This is a genomic window from Vibrio taketomensis, assembly GCF_009938165.1.
In the GTDB taxonomy this organism is placed as follows: domain Bacteria; phylum Pseudomonadota; class Gammaproteobacteria; order Enterobacterales; family Vibrionaceae; genus Vibrio; species Vibrio taketomensis.
Map to the genome: position 1 here is coordinate 1,706,614 of NZ_AP019649.1, position 24,993 is coordinate 1,731,606.

The window sequence follows — 24,993 nt, forward strand, 5'->3', positions numbered from 1 at the left end:
TGATCACATTCCATAAAATTCAGGGAAAACAAGAATACTTGCCAACACCACTATCTGTATCGCAATAAATGGCATCACACCGCGGTATATATCACGGGTAGTTACGCCACTCGGCGCGACACCTTTGAGATAGAATAGGCTAAAGCCAAATGGTGGAGTGAGGAATGAGGTTTGTAGGTTCATTGCAATCAAAATCGCAAACCATGTCATGTTGATGCCTAGCAACTCTGCGACTGGCGCTAAAATCGGTACGATAATAAAACAGATTTCAACAAAATCGATAAAGAAACCCAGCACTAAGATCACCAGCATCGTGATGATTAAAAAGCCCCACTTTTCACCAGGAATTTGCAACATCCACTGCTCAACCAAATGATCGCCACCTGTATAGGTAAACGCCATTGAGAACGCGGTTGCCCCGAGCAGAATCGCAAAGACCATTGCCGTCACTTTGACTGTTTCTTTGGCGGCATGATAGACCATTCCCCAGCTAAACTGCTTATACAGTAATGCCAAAACTATCGCTCCAGCACCGCCTAATGCCGCTGATTCGGTAGGTGTTGCCACTCCCGCAAATATCGAACCAAGCACGACAACGATCAGAGCCAAAGGTGGGATCACCGCTTAAGCGCGGCTATCACCTCTTGTTGGCGGCTCACATTTTCATCTCGGTCAATCGGACGTGCCGCTTCTGGATTCATTTTTGCGTAAATAAGAATGTAAATGACATACGCACCCACAAGCACCAATCCGGCCATATTGCAGCTTGGAATAGGTCACCCACCGGAACACCAAGCACATCCCCAACAAAATCAGCACAATTGAAGGTGGAATAATTTGCCCTAACGTGCCTGAAGCGCAGATGGTTCCGCAAGCAAGACCTTTATCGTAGTTGTACTTGAGCATGACAGGCAACGAGATAAGGCCCATTGCAACGACAGACGCCCCCACGACCCCCGTTGAAGCGGCAAGTAGTGCACCAACCAGTACTGTGGATATAGCAATACCACCTCGTACACCACCAAACAATTTCCCCATCGATTCAAGCAACTGCTCAGCAAGACGTGTTTTTTGTAAAACTAACCCCATGAAAACAAACAGTGGTACTGCCATTAACACGGTATTTTCCATAATGGATTGAATTCGATATGGCATGAAGGCAAACATATCAAAGCCTTCTGCCCAAACACCAAAAATCAGTGCAATCCCGCCAAAAGTGAACGCAACTGGAAACCCCAACAACAGTGCAAATAGAGCCACAAAAAACATTACGATACCAATCATCTTGTGCCTCCTATTATTTCGTTGCGGTTGTGTGCATTAAATGCGGGTTAAAAATACGATTAAGCGAATGCAGGATTAATCCGACACCGCTGATCGCCATAAACAAGAATGACAGTGGAATAAGACCCTTAATTATCCAACGGTAAGGTAAACCGCCTGGGTCTCCGGACATTTCATTGAGCGCATAACTCTCTTTGGCAAAGTCAACGCCATACCATGCGACTAACAAACAGAAAGGTAGTAGGAAAAAAATGGTGCCAAGTAAATCAATAACCGCTTGGGCTTTATTGGATAGACGCTCATAGAAAAGGTCTACGCGCACATGGCCACCAGCTTTGATTGCATATGGCACACCGATCAAAAAAACGGCGGAAAACAAATGCCATTCCATTTCTTGAAATGCAATCGACACATCATTAAACACATAACGCATCACTACATCATAAACAACGTTACACAGTAGTAGGATAAACAGGATGCTTGATAACCACCCTAATAAATCCCCGAAGCGATTGAACAATCGCTCGACATAAATAAGACTTCTCATCCCTAACTCCATGGAACTTAAAAAGTGCTCCACTCAGCCGTGACTGGTGGAGCTTATAATAATTAAAGGGGGTTTTTCTTGGACTTCGTGTGACTGAGTCACATCATTTTTCTGCGCTTTCAGGCGCTATTATTCTCAAGCTGATTTATTCAGCTTGGCTGTTCAGGTAAGCGCGGTGCGAGATATCTGACCAAGGGCGAACTTGCTCAATATACGTCGCTTGCGATTCCTGAATTTTCTTCGCTAACTCATCTTTGTCTGCATGAGAAGCCAGTAGACGACCATTTGCTTCTTCCAGTGCCGCGATAACCTCTGGTGGGAAGTCTTTCACTTCTACATTTGGGTACTCAGACTTGATGGTTGCCCAGTTCTTACCGCTTTCATGCTTAGATTGTGTGTACATATCGTACGCAGCCGTTTTCATCGCGACTTCAAGAATGGCTTGCAGATCGGCTGGTAGGCTATCCCAAGTACGCTTGTTTACAAGGAACTGAAGCTCTGTTCCTGGCTCATGCCAACCGGTGTAGTAGTAAGGTGCGATTTTGTGGAAACCCATTCGTAGATCGAGAGATGGGCCTACCCATTCCAACGCATCAATCGTGCGACGCTCAAGTGAAGTATAAAGTTCACCCGGTGCAATATTGGTAGGTTTTGCACCCAGTTCAGCAAGAATTTCACCCGCAAAACCTGGGATACGCATTTTCAGACCTTGTAAGTCATCAACTGAATTGATCTCTTTCTGGAACCATCCGCCCATTTGTGTATCAGTGTTACCACCAGGGAAAGACAACAAGTTGTGTGGCGCATAAACCTCTTCCATTAGCTCCATTCCACCGCCATGGTAGAACCACGCGTATTGTTCTGTCGGCAGCATACCAAAAGGCATAGAGGTGAAGTATAGAGTGTTAGGTACTTTGCCTTTCCAATAATAAGATGCGGAATGGCCTAAATCATATTGGCCTGATTTCACCATATCGAACACACCAAATGGTGCTTTGTGTTTATTCGATGAATCAATTGTAATAACCAGGCGACCACCAGACATTTCTTCCGCCATCTTCGCCATGTTTTTGGTTGTATCACCAAAGACTGGGAAATTTGGTCCCCAAGTTTCAGCTAGCTTTAGTTTGTATACTTTTTCAGGTTGCGCTTGCTGCTGTGTCGTCTCTTGCGTGGACTCTTCACCGCAACCCACCAATGCAACCGAAGCTGCTAGTGTTGCAATACCTAACTTTACGTTTCCTTCAAAGAATGAATTTAATGCTTTCATTTTCAGGTCCTTTGTTTCAATGAGCGTTTTGAATAACACTTCCTTAGCACTGTCATCATGGCTGAAACATTGGACTTGTAAAATCGGCGAGAACACTGAAAATTTAACAGAGAAAATTTTACATACGCACAGTATGCTACGTGTTTATACGTACTACATTCACCGCAAGCACGATTAGCCTTTGATAGAACTGGATTTTATTTCAAGGCCATTGGGATAAGGCTCTGACCAGATACGTACGTATATGCACCACAATATCACACCATTTATTTTCAAATTTGTGATGTAATCATTTCTAATTTGTATGAACTTCCGTTTTTCAAAAAAGACCTCACATTGTGAGGTCTTTATGTCATTAGCAAGCTGATTAAAGTGCTTTATAGATAACTTTGTTGCCCGCTAATTGTTCTTTAACTACCAGATTTTCTTCTAATAGCTTTTAAGTGCCTGTTGCCCAAGATGCCGCTTTCGCTTCATCCTGACCTGCAGCAAGGCCGATACCTTTAGGGTTAATACCCTCAACATTGCCAACAATAATGTCTAGCACTTGTTGTTGTTTAGGAGTAAGAGCAACGTCTGATTGCTTTGCAGCAACTACTTTCTCTGCTACTGGTGCAACAGCAACTTTCTTTTCAACTACAGGCTTAGCTTTTTTAGTTGCTTGAACGTTAGCAACTGCAGCTTTGATGTGCTTTTGCAGTTTTAGTTGCACTTTGCGCTTGTGAGCAAGTCTCATCGAGTGTTCTCCATTTCACTGCATACCGAGCAGTGGTGAAAATTTGAAGCGCGTTTTATACCAAAAATTTGCGCTTAATGACAGGGAATCGACCCGATTCTACGACAAAAACGCGTGTCAAATTGGTGTAAGTTTACAAAATAGTCAATATTTACAGTGATCAATTTGTTCTGCTTGAGTACTGATTTTTACTCTTTTGGGGGAAGGCGTACAGAAACAAATGAAAACACTGCACTTGTATAATCATCGAATCAAAACCTTAGGTTTACATCAGCCGTTTGTCGCCATTGCCATCACGATATTAGTTGCGGCTGTAATTTGGTTCTCCACCCAATGGCAGCAATTTATCGTTGGTATATTGCTCATCATTGCCGCTTTTTTTTCACTAAAACACTTTATTAAACAATCTACTGTTGGCTACACATTGACCGCAACCCATTTTCAACAACATTTCGCTAAAGGGGGTTGGGTCGTTCACTGGAAAAACATTACCAAGCTTGGTATTTGCCAGTGTCATACTGACGGTTGGTACCAACCCTTACCTTGGATAGGAATTAAGCTAAAAGACTACGCGCCCTATCTTGATAGCATTTGCCCTCGCATCACCACTGAACTGCTGCTCAGCCAGAGAGCCTTGCTTTATCTAGGTCTCAAGCAAAGTGGGCAAATCAACTATTTTGAAGACAAAGTGCTAGACTCGCGACCTTATCAACTCGAAGATGGTACAACATACACCGGCTTACAAGCGATGTTGGCGAATCGAATGGCCAATCAAAGGGCTTTATATGACTATGACGTATTTATCGCGGTGAGCGACTTGGATCGCTCGGGTGAAGAGTTTGTCGGATTAATGCGCCGATACTTAGCGGCAGCAGATAAAGAAAAAGGCCACAATCGTGACCTTTCTGAAACCATTTATTGAATACCGTTAATACAGCGGCATTTCATCCGCTACATACGGGTTAGATGCACGCTCACGGCCAAATGTCGACTCTGGACCATGGCCTGGTACAAAACGCACTTCATTACCCAAAGGCCACAACTTAGTCTTGATGGATGTAATTAGAGTGTTGAAATCACCTCTCGGGAAATCTGTACGACCAATACTACCGTTAAACAGTACATCACCAACAAAAGCCAATTGTGCATCTTGGCTAAACAATACCACGTGACCTGGAGTATGGCCCGGCGTGTGCAACACTTGCATCACTTGGTTACCAAATGTAATGGTATCACCATCATCTAACCACTGATCTGGCTCAAATGCTTCGGTCAAAGGGAAGCCAAACATTTTGCTTTGGTTTTCGAGTCCCTGTAACCAGAAATTGTCTTCTTTATGCGGACCAACCACTGGTGTGCCACCAAGTAATTGCGCTAGGGGTTGAGTACCACCTACGTGGTCTAGGTGCCCATGTGTCAACACCAGGTTAACCACCTCCACACCTAGCTCTTTAATTAAAACCGCAAGTTGTTTCTCGTCACCACCAGGATCAATTACGATACCTTTCATGGTTTCGTCACACCAAACGATAGAGCAGTTTTGCGAGAATGATGTAACAGGAACAACCTGATATTTCAGAGACATAGAATAACCTTTCAAAATAGCGAATCTGGCCGCACTATGACACGATAAAAGGCGAACCTCAAGAAAGATACGCCTAACTATTACGTAAGTTGGTAAGCTTTACGCTACTTAGCTCCAATAGCGTACTGGACCCGTATCAATGTGCACGAAGTTACTGCTTGGATAATAACCCACACCACCCGCTTTGATTTCACGTGCAACATCACGTACTCGGCGTAAACTCACACCTTCTAAACGAAAATCGATCGCTTGACCTGTCATGTGGTAGCTCTTCTTCGCCACACCACTGCTATGCGCTCGTAATGATGCGTTGGTTGCTGGTGAGCGGTAACCAGAAATAATCTGCACTTCTGAATCCACACCTAACTCTTTTTGAATTAGGGAGATTTGATCAAATAGATGCTTATCCATCTTGTGGATTTCGTTACGTCTAAAATCTCGGCAAATATGGTTAATACGACCAAGCTCTTTCGCTACGTATTGCTTACCATCAAAATAACAAGTTTCTAGATTCTCGCCAGTATGCAAATTATTAAATGCCAATGAACGTGAAAGATCTGGGGTTGATGCAAGCGCTACACTAGGAGCACAACTTGCTACAACCAAACCACTTCCTGCCAACTTTATAAAATTTCTGCGTGTTACCTGCACTGTACTGCCCTTCATATCTCTGTGTAGATTTTGTGCCGCCGTGGACACTACCTAAGTCTGAGATGAAGTGCAAATGCATAAAACATGCTTAAATTATGGTTAATTGACAGTCTTATCGTTTAACTATTGAACTTGTTAGCAAATAATTTATAAATCATCATTTGCAAGAGAATGTAAATTTTCCGTCAATGTGACGAATGGCACTAAGTTGCCGCTGATCAGCCATTGAGGCTAGTCGAGTTGATAAATGTCGTCTCGGTACTGAACGATCCCCTCTTCTGCCCACGCTGTCTGATAAATAATATGCACAGGAATGCGTTCTCTTAAAGGAATCGACTTGTTTGGCTTTACACCTTTTTGCTGAATCTCTGCCAAGTTAATACCTTGATTTTCGAGTAACATCGAAGCAAATAAATGTGCGTCTTTTACTCGCACACAACCAGAGCTAAATGCTCGAGCAGACTCATTAAACAAATGCTTACTTGGCGTGTCATGCAAAAAAATGGCTCGGTCATTGGGTGTATTAAACTTATACAATCCCAAGGCATTGTTTTCACCTGACATTTGTTTCATTCGATAAGGAAAGGCTTTAGGGTGTGTCCCATACCAATCAATAAACCGAGGGTCGATAACTTGGTTTGAATGCCACCCTTGAATGATTTTGATATTCTTCTTCGCGAGATAACGTGGATCCTTCCTTACTTCAGGAATGATATCTTCAACCATAATTTTCCACGGGACATTCCAAGTCGGGTTGAGAATCACTGAATCAAGATCAGCGATCATCACTGGCGTTGGACGCTCCTCTCTGCCGACGATCACTTGCGATTGAAATACCGGCTCTCCACCAAACCAATATTCCAGTGATAACCCGGAACGTTAACCAAAATAATGGTGTTACGTTGCTCTGGCCAAATACGGCTTCGCTCTGCGTTAAGTGCGAGCATTTTAAGCCGCGCGTTACTGCTTTTGTTTAACCATGTCATGGTCTTGGGCCCAATAATTCCGTCAGGGGTCAAACCATGTATACGCTGAAACTGTTTCACAGCTAACTCTAATTGATGATCATAGTAGCCAATTTGCTGATCGACAGAGAACAAGTCCACATCCACTTGCTGAAGGCGCTGCAACAACACCTCTCTGCTCTCTAATTCGTCACCAACCTTCTTTAGGCGAGTCGCTTGTGTGTACAACGGAACGATTTCATAACGCTCACTGGCAATACGAAGATACGTTTCGATCAGCGCTTGATAACTGTCAGTATCTGGTGTGTATGCATCTATCAATGCGTCAAGTTGTTGTGATTGAATTGAAGATTCCAGACCTGCCATTACAAACTCATTGGGCAAAGGCAGAGACTGCATTATCTTTTCGCCGAAAAACCAATCTTTGCCATGCTGCTTAGCAAGCTCTGCGTAACTCATGTAGGCAATCAGACTGTCGGTCGCAACGACGTCATATTGATACCACTGACTATTGTCGCGATATTTCCTAAGCTTGTTAAGTTGCTCCGCAAGCAACGGATGCACGCCCGCTTCTTCAATGAGCTCAAGCTGAAACTCTAATTGACTGCTCTGTTCTGCATCATGCCAAATCAACTGATCGTGATTATTGCGATAAATCGCTTCAACCTGATATGGATAGTGTAACGAATCTACTTGCGCCGCATCTAACCAGCCAAGTCGTTCAAAATAACTGCTGCCCCATACAGAGAGAGGCAAAAGAAACAATGAGAGAAGAATAAGGCATTTTCGAAACATCATAGATTGCACGGTTTTCCTGTCATGCAATCAAGTATGGCAGAGATATTCCATTTGGCTGCTCACCGGGATGTTTTCTTAAAATGCCTCAATACTGATTATCAATATGTTATTTATAAAATCGAGACTTAACTTATTGCGCTCCAATGGTTATCCCATTGAATTGCGGTATAAACGGATTTTTTGTCTCGAATTTGAGACTGATGGTGTTGAAGCTGATCATTTTGCGGCAAAGTAATCACGCTTCCTGAACCAGAACTGACTGAAAACACCCCGCCCTTTGCCACCACCCCGGATGCATCAGGCAATGGCGATAACTCAACCAACTCACCCGATTGCTTTGACCAAATGCCATAGCAATTACCTCGTGGCGAAGTGGCCAAAATCCACTTATCACTGGCCGCAATACTCGCGATATAATGATTAAAGCGTGCCCATTGTTCTGGCTCGGCATGTAATGCAACCATCTCCTCACCTTGGGTATGCATTGCCAGTAATGATGGATAATCATCTGGGTCACCACGATATTGCTGACCGCAAAGCACTGTATTCTCACCATCATGAGCAAGATGGCGAATGCTCAAATGAGAGTCGGCCAAATTGCGCTGCTCAAGTAGCTCACCCTGTCGGGAAATATAAGTCAAACTTGGACGCATAGAATCTAGATTGAGTGGTGTGCGGCCATCAGTATGTACACCACCAACACCAATCACCAAGGTATCATCAGGCATTATGATCACTTCATGCGGTCCGATGCCAAAACCTGTCAACTCATCGACCTTCTTATAACCCTCTGTCACATCATACACACCGATAATACCGCGACTAGTTGTTCGCTCTCCTTCGGTCGCAAACAGCCAATTGCCATCATTAGAATAGACACCATGTCCATAATAATGACGGTTGGAATTGGCTTTCTTGAGCGCAATGGTTTGTCCGTTGTGATAATCAAACGCCATCAAATAACTTCCGGGGCGACGAGCAAAAGCGACGGCATGACCTCGCTTCGGGTTAATCGCTACACCATGACCACGTTCAGGCAGAGGTAACTGACGAATGGGTAAACCGTGACTATCCGCAACCACAACCTGATATTGATCTCGTCCACGCAACGCACAACCGATTAATTGAGGCGTTGCTGTTGACCGTTTATCTTGCCCTGCAAATGCTCGTGTCATTCCTGCGATTGGGGTTGCCATTCCCAATAACGCTGCCTTAAGCAGCTTTCTACGTGTTGTATCAGTCACCATCGGTTGCATTGAATCCTATTACCACACCAAGCTCGATCGCTACTTCTTCATGAATCAGATAATTAAGTTGCTCAAGTTTGTTACGTTGAGCAAGCACACTTTGGTAACCTTGCTTGGTTTTCAGTAATTCGAACAAGCTTTGCTCTGTCGGCCAAGTGTCGAGTGTTAATGCAAATTGCTGTTTTATGCGGTCGGCCAATTGAGCCTTACCTAATTTGCGTAGCTGGGCATCTAGGCCAAATCCACCAGCGAGATACAAGGCTTGCATCGCCTCTATATTTTGCTTGAGGTTCAACATGGATGTACCAGAGCGCCAAGATTCTGCGAAATAAGGGCGAGGTTTACCGATTTTCGCCAATGGGCGACTCAGCTTTTTGATGCTGTAATCCAGTTGATTTGACAACATCGCAACGTATTCTGAGTCCCATTGTTTTTCGCTCATTTGTGTCCACGGATTGTGCTGCCATGCCTGCGCTATTTTGTTGGCATTAGTCGCCAAATTTTGTCCAATCGCAACGCCTAACTGACAAGTGCTATTGCTGCGCTTAAAGTCCGACGCTTGATCATAAAGCAGCCACTCTATTGCCCCCAACCCTTGCACTGTGACGCTCTGCTTGGCGATATCACTCGCTTGCCAATCCACTTTATTCTGCTTGACTAGAGCTAACATTTTTCGCCCAGTGGTATTCTTTTTATCTGGCCAGAACTGCACGTTCCAGTTTTGTTCGAGCGCCATTTGAGGACCGCGCTCTTGTCCTTGTAACCCCATCCACGTTGTCATGGTTTGCTGCCACTGCTGCTCTAGCTGGGAAAAATTGCCGACATTGCTGCAGTAATCAACCAAACTGGTTTCTAGCTCGCTCGCTTGTCGGCTGAAGTTATTCGCCGCAGTGCGTTCGACTTGATACACACCATCACTGATATGGCTTTTCGGCATTTTCTCAGACGCATTGACATGTGAAGCGACAGCAATAGACACCATGCCAATCATGATGCTTTTCAATACTGGGGCTTTGGTAGCAAGCGAAAATAGGGGTTTGTCACTCATCCTGACTCCTTAGAGCGAATTTAGAAATGCGATAAGCGAATCACGCTCCGCTTGGTTAAGTTGCAATACCTTTTGCTTGCTCTGCTCCGCCTCACCGCCATGCCAAAGCACAGCTTCCATTAGGCTGCGAGCACGTCCATCGTGAAGAAAATACGTATGTCCATTCACCTCTTGGGTATAACCGATTCCCCAGAGCGGTGGAGTACGCCATTCCCTGCCGTTGGCTAAATATTCAGGGCGATTATCCGCCAAACCTTCTCCCATATCGTGCAACAGCATATCGGTATAAGGATGCATTAACTGCTCTGAAAGCGCAGGAAGATCCGCACTTTTGCCAGTTTTTACATTGGTTTTATGGCAACTTTGACAACCGATCTGAGTAAATAGCGCTTGTCCTTGTTTAACTTGGGCATCATTGACATTGCGACGAATTGGCACAGCAAGATGCTGAGTGTAAAACTCGACAAATTCTAAAATATTGTCGCTCACTTCAGGCTCACCACCATTGGGTAAATCGGAACAAATCGTCTGATTACTGGTGCAGTTTTCGTTAGGAAATAAATGACTGGTTAGGCCAACATCGCCATTGAATGCTGCCGCATTTTGCTGCATCAGCGTGGGTTGTCCTGCTTTCCAACCAAAACGACCTAAAGCGAACGCCTGTGTTTGTATATCCCACACTCGGTTGGCTTTGCCAGAAATCCCATCATCAGAAGTCTTCTGCTCATCAACCCACTGCAAAATGGTTTGTTCTGGGATCATTTCAAGTAAGCCTAAACCAATCATCGGTGGCGCTACTCGTGCAGACATCATGGTATCTGGGTGCATGTCGCCATAGCCCAAATCAGTAATGGTCAATTTAGGTTTGCGTAGCCATACTTTGGTGCCATCAGCGAACGTTTCGGCGTGTTCACTGTAGGTGATGTTAATTTTGCCCTCCGGTGTTTCGTTTTGCAGCGCAAAGTCTTGTAACTGACCACCATAAGTGGGTTCTGGTATGTTGCCATCCTTGATGTAAGCCAATTTTTGTTCAGCCGTCATCGCTGGAATACTCAAACGAATCAGCATCGATACCGCATGCAGATCGCTAGGCTCTGGCGGATGACCTCGGCCGTCTTTGATATGACAGTTTTGACAACCATTAGTGTTAAACAGTGGGCCTAATCCGTCTCTTGCATCTGTTGATGCGGGCGCTTGTACCCAAGGATTACGAAAAAAACTGTTACCGACGCTAAAATCGAGACGTTTACTCATGGGCAAATTAGCCGCAGGCAACGAAAAGGCATTGGCACCGTCTTTTTTAACCGCAGTGCTGCCGCCAGTTTTCACTTCATTGGCTAACGAAGAAAAGCTAATAACTGCGACTAATGAGATAAATAGAGAAGAATTTATATACCGCTTCATTCCAGTGCTCTCTCTGGTTATTGCCCTCAATGCGTCTGTTGTTGTTTTTGATGACACAAAGCTTGGTGGCAATGTAGGCTGAAAGGGCTCTATCGAGCCCTCTAGTATTTGGTGGTAGTTTTGATTAGAATTCGTGATCCGCTGTATCTGGACTCAAGCTGTCAACGCCGATGAGCTGTGCGGCTTTCTCAATTGAAGCAGTTTGCGCTACTAATGATAGGATGGTTTTATTAACCAATGCGTTGCCTTGAGTATTACCTGCTGCAATCAGTTGATCGAAATGTTGGTCGTTCTCTTCCGCAGAACTCACCAACTGACCGACTTGTTCCAAAGTAGAATTAAACTGCTTTTGAATCTCATCAGCCGCTTTTTGGTCTTTTTCAGCCACTAACGCATAGATGCTAGGGCCTTCAAGTTTGCTGCCATCAACTTTTTGATAGCTACCCGTAAAGACGTTATAGATACCCTGCTCATTGTAGTAGTGAGAGTTGTGGGTGTTATCCGAGAAGCAATCGTGCTCGTCTTCTGTCGAGTTTGCTTCAAGCGCCACTTTCATACGCTCACCAGCGAGTTCACCTAAAGATAGCGATCCCATGCCAAACAGCATTTTACGTAAACCATTCTCTGCTGACTCGCTAAGAAGCTGCTGACGGTAATTGTTTGATTGTTGCGCTGACCACTGCTTTTCCATCCATTCAAGATCTTGAACTAACAGTTCAGCGGCAGCTTGAAGATATTCACCACGACGTTCACAGTTACCGTTGGTACATTGCTCTCCAACCACAAAATCCGTATATGAACGCTCACCCGCACCAGACTTTGTGCCATTGAGGTCTTGGCCCCATAGTAAGAACTCGATAGCATGGTAACCAGAGGCAACGTTTGCTTCTGAACCACCCACTTCATTTAACTCTGCAATTAACTCAGGCGTGATTTTCGCTACATCTAATTTGGTTGCGCCTATGGTGATTTCTGTATTAGCAATAATATTGGCGGTTGCACCTTCATTACCGAGTTCATACTGATAATCTGATGACACGTAGTCAATTAAGCCTTCATCAAGTGGCCATGCGTTGAGCTGCCCTTCCCAATCATCAACAATTGCATTTCCAAAACGGAACACTTCTGATTGTTGGTAAGGTACACGGGAGGAAAGCCATGCTTGCTTTACTTGCTCAAACTTTGCTTCAGAGGGGGCGGCAAGAAAAGCGTCGATTGATTTATCTAGGTCTTTTGCGGTGGAGAGTGAATCAGCAAAAACAGCGTGAGCTAAATCTGCATAGTGTTCAACAACTTGTTGCTTAGTGACATCAGCAGCAAAAGCTGACGTACCGGCGAAAAGAAACGCGGTCGCAACTGAGCGTGCCAAAAGTGTTTTTACCTTCATGGTTAAAATCCTTGTTGAGCTTGAAGACTGAAATTATCGGTATTGCTAATCATTATCATTCCTGATATCAGTTGCGAATAATACGTAGTTACAATTTATTTGGTTCAAATAAAAACCACATACGGAGGTTTTTATAACAATTATTTCAATGGAAGCTGTTAAAGCTTTAACAGGTGTTTACCATGAGACACTTTGGCGCGCAGATAGCTTTCATTGCCATCTTTGATATGAGCAAGCGTGTTGACCACTTCGGCAATTTCGATGCCGTGCTCTTTCAACTCATTCACTTTTTTAGGGTTATTAGTCACCAAGCGAATTTTACCAACCCCTAAAGCAAGCAACATTTGGGCAGCTTCAGTAAAATCTCGTAGATCATCACCAAATCCCAAATGATTGTTTGCCTCGTAGGTATTCATACCTTGGCTTTGTAAGCGGTAAGCATCGATTTTGTTATATAAACCAATACCGCGTCCTTCCTGACGCAAATAGAGGATGATGCCACCAGCTTCTCCCATTTTTTCAATGGTCTCTTCTAGCTGTTCGCCACAATCGCATCGTGACGAATGGAACACATCGCCAGTTAAACATTCAGAATGCATGCGAACTAACGGTACATCTTGAGTGTGGTCTGCTTTTTTGAAGATGACTGCAACATGCTCTTTATCTGTTTCTAGACCTTTAAAGGAAAGGATCTCTGCGTCGATTTTACTACCAACGCCGACTTTGAATTCTACTCTGGCTCGTACTTCCGCCATCTCTTTACTCACTTGAAGACTGTTGTTATCTATTTCTGTAAACGCATTCATTACAAAATGCCTCTGTGGGGTAACTATGAGGACTCTTACCAAAGAATTCAATGTTTAGATCACATTTGTTCTAATATTCAGCAGGAATTAGAACCAAAAGAAATATACCAAAGCGATCTATTACAGCGATTGAACGACGTAACCCGGTGTTCACATCACGCCAGCGTGGGACCAAATGATAAGTGTTCTGATCGGTGTTAGTCATTTTGCTTGAGTAGATGACATCCCAAAGAGCACTGACAAAAATAAACCCCTGGGCACTAACTAATGCGCAGGGGTTTATCTAATGTGATGATGATTAAAAATTAGTACGATGCTTGATTGCGTTGCCAAACAGATAGTTCAACCCAAACATGCTCGAGTTCTGCCAACTCTTCTTCAGTTAACACGTTTAATGTTGGCTGGCTTTGAGGCAGTGTGTATGCCTGAAGTGAACTAATGTTTTTATAGAAATCCTTTTTCAATTGCACTAATAAACTTTCCACAGCATTTCCCTATTAATCATCACAAAGTTAGTTTTATATAACAACTAACTACTTGTTATGATACCAAAATCATCGATTCATGCATTATTTAATCACATATATGCGATAAATATCACAACTCAATCTATTGATTTAATTTAAAAAATAGGATCTAAACTTGGATCCTAAAATCAAAAAAAGCGAATTGATCTTGTCAAAATTCGCTCTTCAAACTTTCGTTTATTTAATGTGGTTCAGTCGCGTTTACCCAACTTAACCTGACCATTATCACCAAACCATAGTGCCTCATGACGTCGGCGGCCAATCAAAATTGGGCCGTCATCATAGAACAAAAAGTTCTTCCAATGCTTCTTAAATACTGACCATTTAGTTTCAATTACATTGTATTTTTCATAGCAAAAATAAACAGTTACATCATCCTGCCAGTCAAGATACTCAAGCACTTCTGTCGGTAACTCTTGTTCGTCAGCTTCCCAAGCACTCATCCAATCAACCGTTGACGACCAATTGTTTGCTTTCATCGGCCAATCACTTGAGCTTAAACGCTCAGCATCTGGACTTTGGGCACTAATATTATCTTTCCATAGCTGTGCCGAACGCGCTTGATCCATTGGCTTGATCGCCTTTAGATCTTCACTTGGTACCGGCATCGATTGATGAGTAAAAATCCATTTTCTTTGGTACTGGTCCAAAGGTAAATAAGACATCTTGTTCCTCAATTAAGACTTTAGCCAGTCTTTGTCACTGGCCTGTTCAATAATCTGTCTTGCAGCGTGTCATAATACCAACGAATTTTCATCGATTCGTGCATTATTTCAGACACTTGCTGCTTTCTAACTCTTTATTCCAACCAACTTTGACCTTGGTTGTCGTTCAATAACATCGGTATAAGTCGAACCAATGCTTGTTTGTAACTTGCTACTAAAGCCTATCACTCATCATTGAGTTAATTTCCAATTCGGATTGATTAATCCAGTGATCACATGATCTTGCCACTGCTGATCAATCAATAGGAAATCTTTGGCGTAGCCTTCTCGTTCAAAACCTAAGCGCTTAAGCACCGCTTCACTGCGATGGTTGTGAGGCATATATCCGGCAGAGATACGGTGAATATTCTGTACCTCAAACATATAGTCAATCGCCACTTGCAAAGCGCGAGTCATGTAGCCTTTACCTTGTGCACTTTCAGCCAATGAATAGCCAAGATTACAACTATGGAGCGGAAAACGGGTAATATTACTGAACGAGATGGTTCCTAGCATCTTACCGCTGGGTTTATCGATAACCAGTATATAATACCCTAAACCTCGTTTATGTAACTCATCAAGTTTGATCAAGCGCACCGTCCAACCCGAAATAGTGAAGAACTCGTCTTCACGTTTGGGCTCCCAAGGCTTGAGAAATTCACGATTTATGGTGAAATACTCATAGATCATGTGCGCATCGTAAGTTTGTGCCGTGCGCACAATAAGATCATCGTCTTGATAATGCATCTGTTGAGGTGTGCTGACCTGACTATTCAAAGCTTGCGAATCCCGTATTCTCTAAGCTTGTTAGCCACAGATGTATGCGAGACATCTAAACGCTTAGCCAATTTACGGCTCGATGGGTAGGCTTGATACAAGCGCTCTAACACTCGTGACTCGTAATCTTTCATAATGTCATCAAGTGAACCATCTAAACACAGTGCAGAGCCTGCAGCCATCGACGCATCGATTTGTGGCAGATGGAACTGTTCTACACTCAGAGTATCCGTTTCCAATTCAGTCAACGCACGCAGCACCATATTGTCTAATTGACGCATATTGCCCGGCCAATTATAAGCACTAAGTTGATCAATCAAATCAGGCGCTAGCTCTGGACGTTTGATCCCTAACTGCCCAACGTATTTTGAAACAAACATTGCCAATAATGGCTCAATATCTGTACTGCGTTCACGCAGCGGTGGAATTTGCAGTGTGAGAACATTCAAGCGATAAAATAAATCTTCTCGGAATGATCTTGATTCGGCTAATTCAGCCAAATTGTGGCGAGTAGACGCAATCACACGCACGTCCACTTGCACTTCGTGTTCTTCTCCGACACGGCGGAAACGACCATCTTGCAACAAACGCAGTAGCTTGATTTGCAAGTGCGGGCTCATCTCGCCGATTTCATCGAGGAATACCGTACCACCATTTGCCTGCTCAAAGATGCCCTTATACGCCTCTTGATGATTGAACATGCCTGGACCGTGACCAAATAGTTCTGTCTCGGCAACATCATCTGGCATCGATGCACAACTTAACACCAGGAAAGGCTCTGCTGCGCGATCAGAACGGTTATGGCATGCACGCGCCAGCATTTCTTTGCCCGTCCCCGTTTCGCCATGAATCAGCAATGGCTGGTCCATATTGGCGAGCTTTTTAGCTTGATTGATCAGCGCCTTATGACGATTGGAAATACCAACAAAGTGTTCAAAACCAAGTGTGCTTTGTACCGGTAACATTTGTTTAAGCAGTGATTTGTCTTGCGCCGCACGAATGATCATTACTGTGCTGGCAAGAATAGATTCTTGGTTTTCAGTCGTGATGTAGACCGGCGTAATCTCCATCACGTAATCGAGACCATTGACCACGATATTTTCACGCTGACGAGTAATATTACCTTCAGCCCATTTCGAGAAGTTAAAGGTTGGCAGCAGATGACTGATTTGCTGTTTGATCACTTCCTGCTTTGGCAAATTAAACAGGTTTAATGCTGCGTGGTTAGCCATATCAATGTTGCCACGCAAATCAATCGCCAATACAGGTTCAGGCAGGTTGTTAAGCAGTGAAACGAGCTCAGTATTTTGCCTTTCCATTGGCATGAACTGAATTTTGCGTACATCTTTTACGCCTGAGATACGGCGAATTTCCGCCATCAATTCACTGAAGGTATCAAAATCGATATCAGGGCAATTTAGGTAAATAATGCCTGAAATATCAATTTCGATACCACGCAAATCGATGTTTCTTGTCGCGAGGATATTGAGCAACTCTTTGGTTAAGCCAAGTCGATCTTCACATAAGACTTCTAGACGCACTGATATAATCCTAATAAGGGTGTCAGGAAAAGTTGACAGTAGTTTCCTTCAACCCTTATTTGCCGTCAAGAGAGGCAACAATACCAGCATCACATTAAATTTATTTTGCGGATATTTCGGCGACTTTTAATACAATCTGCTTGCGAATTGCCGATAGCTTGACCGCTCTGTCACGATGGAACGGCATTGGCCGCAGTAACGAAATAGCCTTTACCCCTAAGCGGGCGGTTAAAATGCCAACGCCCAGTCCCTGCCCTGCCCGTGCAGAAAGTTTGCCAGCCAAGTCCATTGACATCAGATCAACGCTGGCATCAATGGCTAATTCACTTGCACCCGCGGCTGCCATATTGACTAACGTTGACTTAAACAACTGCAAGCGAGACCAGTAACCCAGTTCAATACCATAAACCTGAGCTAGGTTGTCAACCATCTTAAAATTACGCCAAGCCACCAGCAGCATATCTGCCACTGCTAACGGACTGATCGCTACCAATACTGCCGATTCGCTGGCGTGTTTGGTCACAATCTTAGTCGCGAGTTTATCTTGCTCCGCCACAACAATGGCATCATACATATCAAGAATTTCAGCATCCGAATGAGAAGCACTTAAACCATTAAGCCAACGATCATAACTTGGTGACTCCGGCAGTATGCCGCCTTTTTTAGCAATATCTTGGCAAAACGCTTTGCCTTGACCAACACTATCGCTTGCAAGCAATAGCTCACTTTGCTCTTGAATTGAGAAATGATCACGCAGACTACGCAATTTCCACAACTCTTTGCCGATTGCCCCTAACCCAAGCGCAGCAATCGCCGAAATAAATCCAGCCCAGCCTAATGCAAGCCAGTCAGCGGTTTGAATTGCAGTGACGACACTGTCTACCGCTTGCCATGCGACCAAACCTGAAAACGCGGTTATTAAACCTGTTGCCAACCATTTACGCTTTTTGCTAGGTCGAATAATCTGCTCTAATTGCTGCTCACTTTCATGCGTCGTTTCAGTCTCAACAGCCATAGGCACAAACGAATCACTGTTTTGGAACTGCTGCTGTGCCGTCAGTTCAACTTGCGGCTGTGGATTAGCGTCAAGCGGCTGATCAAAGACCTGTTTCGATTTAAATTCACTCATTTCAATTTGTCTCCAATCAAATACTCCAACACCTTATCGACCCGAATATGGGGTAGCGGCTCATCGTGATGGCTACTCATTGGTCGAAACGCCGTAAATTCAAAGCCCTGCTTTTGCCAATAAGCAGCACTTGGCAATTTATTTGGCACTTCGCCGGGATAAACGGTCATTGCATCCCCCGCCAGAGTTGTGCCTTGAATTGCTGGCGTCGATTTCCCATTGTTAGCGATAAAGCCCGATTGTGTCGCTTGAATCGACGCCATACTCATACAACTAATTTCAATGTTTTCAAATGAGGCGGTTTGCCATGCGGGATGCACCATTTGTTGCAGCAACGACACCAAATTAGCATGCTGATCCGGTGTCACATGATCGGCTTTGGTCGCGGCAAATAGTATCTTATCAATTCGAGGGGCAAACAAACGCTTAAGTAGATTGCTACGACCGTACTTGAAACTGTGCATCAACTGTTCAAGCGCGGCGCGCATATCCATAAAGGAGTCATAGCCTGCGTTTAGCGGCTGCAAGCAGTCCACCAAAATAATTTGGCGATCGAAGGTCGAAAAATGCTGCTTATAGAACGCTTTCACCACCTTAGTTTGGTACTCATGGTAGCGAGCTTTCAACATGGCTAAATTACTGCCACGCACTACTTTATGTTCATCGGTAATGCGGCATGGGAAAAATTGCAACACCGGAGCCCCTTCCAACTCTCCCGGCAGCACAAAGCGACCCGGTTGCACCCAGTGCAAGCCTTGGTCTTTACACGCTTTAAGATAATCAGTGTAAAGCTGTGAAATTTCTTGAAGTTGCTGTTCGCTCACTTCCGCATCAAGGTCAATGGTTTGCAACGCATCCAACCAAGGCTTTGCAAGCTCTAAACGTAAACCCTTAAGTGCAGCAAACTGGCTTTCAGCCCATGCTTCAAACTCCATATCAAGTAATGGCAGATCCAATAACCATTCACCCGGATAATCAATAATATCCAAATGAAGCGTCGCAGTGCTGCTTATAAGCTTTTTGGTACGTTTGGTTGGTTTGTATTTGAGTGCAAGGCGTATTTCACTCACATCACGAGTTGGCTCTGGCCAATTTGGCTCTGCGCCTTGCAGTTGCATCATCGCATCATCGTAAGCAAAACGTGGCACCATCATATTCGATTGAGGCTCGCGCTTAGCGCCAATCAAGCGCTTATCGCGGGCCGCACTGAGCAGTGGTAACTGCTGATGAGTAGAGGTATGAAGTAACTGATTCACCAATGAAGTAATAAATGCCGTTTTACCCGCACGTGACAGACCGGTAACAGCAATGCGCACATGTGAGTCCATGCTGCGATACAGAAAATCATTCACTTCTTGTTTAATACTCTTCATTTAAACTCTCATAACTCTTATGACGGTAGCCAATATAAGTAAATCTATATTAATCCTAGATGAACAAAACCTCTGATAGAAATCAGAGGTTTACTATTTAGTAGCTTCGATATGAATATATGATGTTCTAATCGTCTTCTATCAGTTTGTAGATAACAAACAGTGCAATCTCTAGCAAGACAAACAGTACGCAACTGATGGTGACGTATTTTTCATTGAAAATACTGATGCCGTGCAAAATAAGATCATAGCCAACGAAGAAGGCGACAACTGCAGCAATAATGATCTGCAATATTTGAATAAAACGAGGCATGAGCTCTCCTTTTTTATTATTGATTTAACAACAGTATATACCCACTGCAACTAGCACAAGGACTTCGCAAAAAAAAATGCAGCTTTCGCTGCATTTTTATCCGTCTACATACATAAGTGATTACATACGTAAATTACTGTTAGCCAATCAAGCTTCCATCTCTTGGATTTTACTTCCAAGTATCCGGACCGATTTGGTGAGCATTAGCGCCACTTGAATCAACCGCGACGGTTACTGGCATATCTTCCACTTCAAACTCGTAGATCGCTTCCATACCTAAATCTTCAAACGCAACAACACGCGCTTTCTTGATCGCTTTCGCTACTAGGTATGCGGCTCCACCAACCGCCATCAAATACACAGATTGGTGCTTCTTAATTGACTCAACCGTTGCAGGGCCGCGCTCGGCTTTACCAATCATACCCATAATGCCGGTTTCTTCGAGCATCATGTCAGTAAATTTATCCATACGAGTTGACGTTGTTGGGCCAGCAGGGCCAACGGCTTCATCACCAACCGCATCGACAGGACCAACGTAGTAGATAAACTTACCTTTTAGATCGACACCTTCTGGTAAACCTTCACCATTATCAAGCATGGTTTGAATGCGTTTATGCGCGGCATCACGACCGGTTAACAGCTTACCGGTTAGCAATAAGGTTTCACCCGTCTTCCACTCCATTGCTTCTTCTTTGGTCACTGTATCAAGGTTAACACGACGAGTGCTCTCGCCTGTTTCCCATGTAATATCTGGCCAATCTTCTAGCTTAGGTGGTGTCAATTCTGCTGGACCGCTACCATCAAGCGTGAAATGAACGTGACGGGTCGCAGCGCAATTCGGGATCATGCATACTGGTTTAGAAGCGGCATGAGTCGGAGCTGTTTTGATCTTAACATCAACCACAGTAGTCAAACCGCCAAGGCCTTGAGCGCCAATACCTAAGCGGTTAACGCGTTTAAAGATATCAAGACGTAACTCTTCTTCAGCGTTTTGCGGACCACGTTCAATCAGTTCATGAATGTCGATGTGTTCCATCAAGGATTCTTTCGCCAATACCGCTGCTTTTTCTGCAGTACCACCGATACCGATACCCAACATGCCTGGAGGACACCAACCAGCCCCCATCAATGGTAGTGTTTTTTCCACCCATTCAGCGATATCATCCGATGGGTTAAGCATCACCATCTTAGTTTTGTTTTCACTACCGCCGCCTTTGGCTGCGATTTGAATCTCAACTTTATCACCCGGTACCATATTGATATGAACCACAGCCGGTGTATTGTCTTTGGTGTTGATACGTTTACCTGCAGGGTCGCTCAACACTGAAGCACGCAATGGATTATCTGGATTGGTGTAGGCTTGACGTACACCTTCATCCACCATTTGTTGCACAGTCATATCAGTGTCGTCCCATTGAACGCCCATACCGATATTGACGAAGCAGGTGACGATGCCAGTGTCTTGACAGATCGGACGATGGCCTTCTGCAGACATACGAGAGTTAATCAAAATCTGGGCGATGGCATCCTTTGCCGCTTGGCTTTGCTCTCGATGATATGCTTGCTCTAGAGCTTGCACAAAATCGAGTGGGTGGTAGTAAGAAATGTACTGAAGTGCATCAGCGACACTGCCGATCACATCCTGTCTACGGATTACTGTCATTACTTGCCTCTTATTGCTTCCATTTTCCCACTTTGTTAAACATCCACTTCTGACAAACTAACACCTTTCAGTCATCCGTTTTTATTCTAAGTAGCGGGTTCTATTTCGGTTATGATACTCTTGCTTTTCCTAACGTGCCACGAACTGAACGATTTCTTTGTCACAATTTAAACAAATGAATAACACTCAGCCAAATTGCTTGCAATTCAAGCAAATTAACTACACTCCTGACCTTGCAACACACCTATTTTCGCCGATTTCTAGCGATAATTGGGCAATGTTGCTGCGCTCAGCGTCTACAAGTCATGTTGACAGTCGATTTGATATTCTGGTGGCTAATCCTATTGTGACAATAGTAACTCAAGGAGCAACCACTCAAGTTACAGAATGGGATACAGATTACCAAACAAATGACGATCCTTTTACCGTGATCCAAAATGTGCAAAATCGTCATTTACCGCCTCTTGACTATCAGGGCGAACTGCCTTTTGTAGGCGGTGTACTTGGTTACTTTGCCTACGATCTAGGACGTCGAGTTGAAGATCTGCCCAACACTGCAGAACACGACTTGGACACACCTGAAATGGCCGTTGGTCTATATGATTGGGCGCTGGTCGTTGACCACCAGCGTCAACAAGCATGGGTTGTCGGCCAAAATGTCGAGCAACACTATGCTTGGTTAACTACGCAATCCACTACATCTAATAATACGTTTGCTCTGACTCAAGATTGGCGATCCAATATGAGCCAAGCACAATACCAAGATAAATTTGCCCAAGTACAAGAATACTTACTCTCTGGTGATTGCTATCAAATCAATTTGGCACAACGCTTTACTGCACCTTATCAAGGGGACGAGTGGCAAGCGTATCAAAAGTTGGAGCAATTTAACCAAGCACCTTTTTCTGCGTTCATTCGAACCGAACACAGCACTATATTGAGCGTTTCACCCGAGCGTTTTGTCCAAGTTGACCACCGCACGATTGAAACCAAACCGATTAAAGGCACACGCCCACGAAGTGCCGATCCGGCCCAAGATCAGGCGTATGCCGAAGAGCTTGTCAATGCAGAGAAAGACCAAGCTGAAAACCTAATGATCGTCGATTTGCTGCGTAATGATGTCGGTCGTGTTGCTCGCCCGGGCAGTGTACATGTGCCAAAGCTATTTGACGTAGAGAGCTTTCCAGCTGTACATCATTTGGTGAGTACCATCAAAGCCGAGCTAGACCACCAATATCAACCAATTGATTTGCTGAGAGCGTGTTTCCCTGGAGGTTCTATTACTGGAGCGCCGAAAGTACGCGCGATGGAAATCATCGAGGAGCTTGAACCGCATCGTCGCAGCGCTTATTGCGGCAGTATCGGTTACATCAGTCGTCACGGACGCATGGATACCAGCATCACTATTCGCACTCTGGTGGCAGAAAAAGGTATGCTTCATGTGTGGGCTGGAGGTGGATTAGTTGCTGATAGTGAAGTCAACGCAGAATACCAAGAGACGTTAGACAAGTTGAGCCGTATATTACCAGTACTCGCTTAAGCAGCAATTAAACCCACTTTTCTATCATCGCTTTTAGATCGTTGGCGGTATAGGGCTTAGTCAAAATATCATCCATACCAGATTCAATGCAGCGTTCACGCTCTTCTAAGGTTGTACCCGCGGTCAATGCGACAATTGGCCGTGTGTATTGCTTACCACGTAAATAACTCGTCGCCTCAAAGCCGTCCATTTCTGGCATACGGCAATCCATAAAAATCAAATCGTAGCTGGCGCTCTCGACGGCCTCTATTGCTTCTCGCCCGTTACTTGCCGTATCAGGACTAATCGACAGTTTTTTCAGCATTTGATTGATAATGATTTGATTCATACGAATATCATCAACCACCAAAATACTCAAAGTATCTAACGGACGTGACTCATGAGTTTCGGCTTCAATGACATTACTGCGACGCACTGCAGTTTGCAGCGGCAATACAATAGTAAATTCGCTGCCCACACCCACATCACTGACAAAATCGATGCTGCCATTCATCAGAGCGACCAAGTTTTTACAAATTGCTAAACCTAATCCTGTGCCTTCATAAGTACGCTTCGCGGTTCTATCCGCTTGTACAAATGGGTCAAACAGTAACGCCTGAGCTTCTTGGGGAATTCCGCAGCCAGTATCGGTGATAACTAAATGCAGCGCCTCTTCTCGCCACTGAGCCAATACTTCGACTCGTCCAATCGAAGTGAACTTGACCGCATTACCAATAATATTGGTCAGTATTTGCCCTATTCGTTCAAAATCTCCTACGAGCAACTCAGGCATTTCCCCACGCTCTTCGATTAAGAAAGCGATCTGCTTCTCTTGTGCTTGTGGACTAAAATACCGTGAAGCATATTTTTCATATCATGCCAGCTAAACTCACTGGAGAACAGTTGCATCATTCCGGCGCTAATTTTACTGAAATCGAGGAGATCGTTAATGATATGGCGAAGCAAATCACCCGAATGGGTTAAGTTGGTTAACATGGTTTGCTGGTCTTGATTGAGCGGTGTATCGGCCAGCAATTCCGCACTGCCTAGCAGACCAGTAAGCGGCGTTCTGAGCTCATGGTTAATCATCGCAACGAACTCTTTGGTCGCCTTTTCAGATTCTTCAGCTCGCTTGCGAGCCTGTTGAGTTTTCGTGACCATCAATTGGCGACTAATGGCACCCGATAAAAGCTCAATCACCAAAGCCATTTGACTTTGTACAAAGGCTTTTTCGAATTCCTCCTCCTCAACAATAATCTGCAGTTCTCCCACTAAACCATCTTCCACTTCAATCGGCATACATAAGTGGGAACCGCGCCAACGAGGTTTCTTACAGATATCTTGGTCATCGGTAGGCTTAATCGAACCAAAATGGGTCGCTACTACACTAGGGAGAAGATCAGATCGAATATATAAACTAATTGCGTCAATCAGTTTTGATGAACGCAGGCGTTCAAGAAAGCTAAGGAGTAAACCATCATCAAGGGTACGGCTTAAAAAAGATCGGCCAAATAGGATCAGAGATTTACTAATGTACCCTTCAAATTCCAGTTTTTTTAACCCTTTGAGGTTTTGACTTTCAAGCTGGTCAAGTACCAATTTGAGCTGTTGGTTCGCTTCATACAATTCTAAGCTTTTCTGCTCAAGCAAACTCTCAGCCTGCTTACGTGCTGCTTTTTCCCGTATAATTTTTCGCTCGAGTGGAGAACTACTCATATT

The 24,993-nt window shown here is 44.2% G+C and carries 18 protein-coding genes and 5 pseudogenes; 2 read left to right on the forward strand and 21 right to left on the reverse strand.

Annotated features, from left to right (window positions below; translation table 11 throughout):
* Positions 1-3: 3 nt before the first annotated feature.
* From Vt282_RS07825 to Vt282_RS07840, 4 genes and pseudogenes are all read right to left on the reverse strand, one after another.
* Positions 4-1,284 (reverse strand): annotated as a pseudogene (locus Vt282_RS07825) (TRAP transporter large permease).
* A gap of 13 nt (positions 1,285-1,297) precedes the next feature.
* On the reverse strand, positions 1,298-1,831 hold the full coding sequence (locus Vt282_RS07830) for a TRAP transporter small permease subunit (RefSeq protein ID WP_162046205.1): 534 nt from the start codon (positions 1,829-1,831) through the stop codon (positions 1,298-1,300).
* Positions 1,832-1,976: 145 nt separating this feature from the next.
* A complete protein-coding gene (locus Vt282_RS07835; protein WP_162046204.1) occupies positions 1,977-3,101 on the reverse strand; it encodes a TRAP transporter substrate-binding protein in 1,125 nt (374 codons plus the stop codon).
* Between the two features lie 367 nt (positions 3,102-3,468).
* Positions 3,469-3,837 (reverse strand): annotated as a pseudogene (locus Vt282_RS07840) (MarR family transcriptional regulator).
* Positions 3,838-4,057: 220 nt separating this feature from the next.
* Here Vt282_RS07840 and Vt282_RS07845 point away from each other — a divergent pair.
* Positions 4,058-4,759, forward strand: coding sequence for a DUF2982 domain-containing protein (locus Vt282_RS07845; RefSeq protein WP_162063062.1), 702 nt, complete (start codon positions 4,058-4,060; stop codon positions 4,757-4,759).
* A 6-nt stretch (positions 4,760-4,765) separates the two neighbouring features.
* Here Vt282_RS07845 and Vt282_RS07850 read toward each other — a convergent pair whose 3' ends face one another.
* The 16 genes and pseudogenes from Vt282_RS07850 to Vt282_RS07925 all read right to left on the reverse strand — a co-directional run bounded on the left by Vt282_RS07850 (position 4,766) and on the right by Vt282_RS07925 (position 21,755).
* Complete coding sequence (locus tag Vt282_RS07850; RefSeq protein ID WP_162046201.1) at positions 4,766-5,422, reverse strand: MBL fold metallo-hydrolase; 657 nt, start codon at positions 5,420-5,422, stop codon at positions 4,766-4,768.
* 108 nt (positions 5,423-5,530) lie between these two features.
* Positions 5,531-6,073 (reverse strand): YcbK family protein, encoded by a 543-nt coding sequence (locus Vt282_RS07855; RefSeq protein ID WP_162046200.1) that lies wholly within the window; start codon positions 6,071-6,073, stop codon positions 5,531-5,533.
* Between the two features lie 231 nt (positions 6,074-6,304).
* Positions 6,305-7,833 (reverse strand): annotated as a pseudogene (locus tag Vt282_RS21715) (L,D-transpeptidase family protein).
* Between the two features lie 128 nt (positions 7,834-7,961).
* Entirely contained in the window at positions 7,962-9,092 is a 1,131-nt protein-coding gene (locus Vt282_RS07865) for a DUF1513 domain-containing protein (protein WP_174855822.1), read from the reverse strand.
* On the reverse strand, positions 9,073-10,131 hold the full coding sequence (locus tag Vt282_RS07870; protein ID WP_415663420.1) for an imelysin family protein: 1,059 nt from the start codon (positions 10,129-10,131) through the stop codon (positions 9,073-9,075). Before Vt282_RS07870 ends, Vt282_RS07865 begins: the two co-directional genes overlap by 20 nt.
* Positions 10,132-10,140: 9 nt before the next feature.
* Positions 10,141-11,535 (reverse strand): di-heme oxidoreductase family protein, encoded by a 1,395-nt coding sequence (locus Vt282_RS07875; RefSeq protein ID WP_162063063.1) that lies wholly within the window; start codon positions 11,533-11,535, stop codon positions 10,141-10,143.
* A 124-nt stretch (positions 11,536-11,659) separates the two neighbouring features.
* Positions 11,660-12,922 (reverse strand): imelysin family protein, encoded by a 1,263-nt coding sequence (locus Vt282_RS07880; RefSeq protein ID WP_162063064.1) that lies wholly within the window; start codon positions 12,920-12,922, stop codon positions 11,660-11,662.
* A 158-nt stretch (positions 12,923-13,080) separates the two neighbouring features.
* The gene (locus tag Vt282_RS07885) at positions 13,081-13,728 is read right to left on the reverse strand and encodes a GTP cyclohydrolase II (RefSeq protein ID WP_174855823.1); all 648 of its coding nucleotides are present in this window, start codon (positions 13,726-13,728) and stop codon (positions 13,081-13,083) included.
* Positions 13,729-14,033: 305 nt separating this feature from the next.
* The gene (locus tag Vt282_RS07890; protein WP_162063065.1) at positions 14,034-14,213 is read right to left on the reverse strand and encodes a hypothetical protein; all 180 of its coding nucleotides are present in this window, start codon (positions 14,211-14,213) and stop codon (positions 14,034-14,036) included.
* Between the two features lie 233 nt (positions 14,214-14,446).
* A complete protein-coding gene (locus Vt282_RS07895; RefSeq protein ID WP_162063066.1) occupies positions 14,447-14,920 on the reverse strand; it encodes a DUF2947 domain-containing protein in 474 nt (157 codons plus the stop codon).
* 231 nt (positions 14,921-15,151) lie between these two features.
* Complete coding sequence (gene rimJ, locus Vt282_RS07900) at positions 15,152-15,706, reverse strand: ribosomal protein S5-alanine N-acetyltransferase (RefSeq protein WP_162063711.1); 555 nt, start codon at positions 15,704-15,706, stop codon at positions 15,152-15,154.
* Between the two features lie 26 nt (positions 15,707-15,732).
* Positions 15,733-17,277, reverse strand: coding sequence for a transcriptional regulator TyrR (tyrR, locus tag Vt282_RS07905; protein ID WP_162063067.1), 1,545 nt, complete (start codon positions 17,275-17,277; stop codon positions 15,733-15,735).
* Between the two features lie 100 nt (positions 17,278-17,377).
* Positions 17,378-18,406, reverse strand: a complete 1,029-nt coding sequence (locus Vt282_RS07910; protein WP_162063068.1) for a YcjF family protein — start codon at positions 18,404-18,406, stop codon at positions 17,378-17,380.
* Positions 18,403-19,779, reverse strand: coding sequence for a YcjX family GTP-binding protein (locus tag Vt282_RS07915; RefSeq protein WP_162063069.1), 1,377 nt, complete (start codon positions 19,777-19,779; stop codon positions 18,403-18,405). The genes Vt282_RS07910 and Vt282_RS07915 overlap by 4 nt, the downstream gene beginning before the upstream one ends.
* Positions 19,780-19,906: 127 nt before the next feature.
* A complete protein-coding gene (locus Vt282_RS07920) occupies positions 19,907-20,092 on the reverse strand; it encodes a hypothetical protein (RefSeq protein WP_162046195.1) in 186 nt (61 codons plus the stop codon).
* Positions 20,093-20,239: 147 nt separating this feature from the next.
* Positions 20,240-21,755: pseudogene (locus Vt282_RS07925) on the reverse strand (fumarate hydratase).
* A gap of 175 nt (positions 21,756-21,930) precedes the next feature.
* Here Vt282_RS07925 and pabB point away from each other — a divergent pair.
* Positions 21,931-23,295, forward strand: a complete 1,365-nt coding sequence (pabB, locus tag Vt282_RS07930) for an aminodeoxychorismate synthase component 1 (protein WP_162063712.1) — start codon at positions 21,931-21,933, stop codon at positions 23,293-23,295.
* Positions 23,296-23,302: 7 nt separating this feature from the next.
* Here the strand turns inward: pabB and Vt282_RS21720 are convergent.
* Positions 23,303-24,990 (reverse strand): annotated as a pseudogene (locus tag Vt282_RS21720) (response regulator).
* Positions 24,991-24,993: the final 3 nt, after the last annotated feature.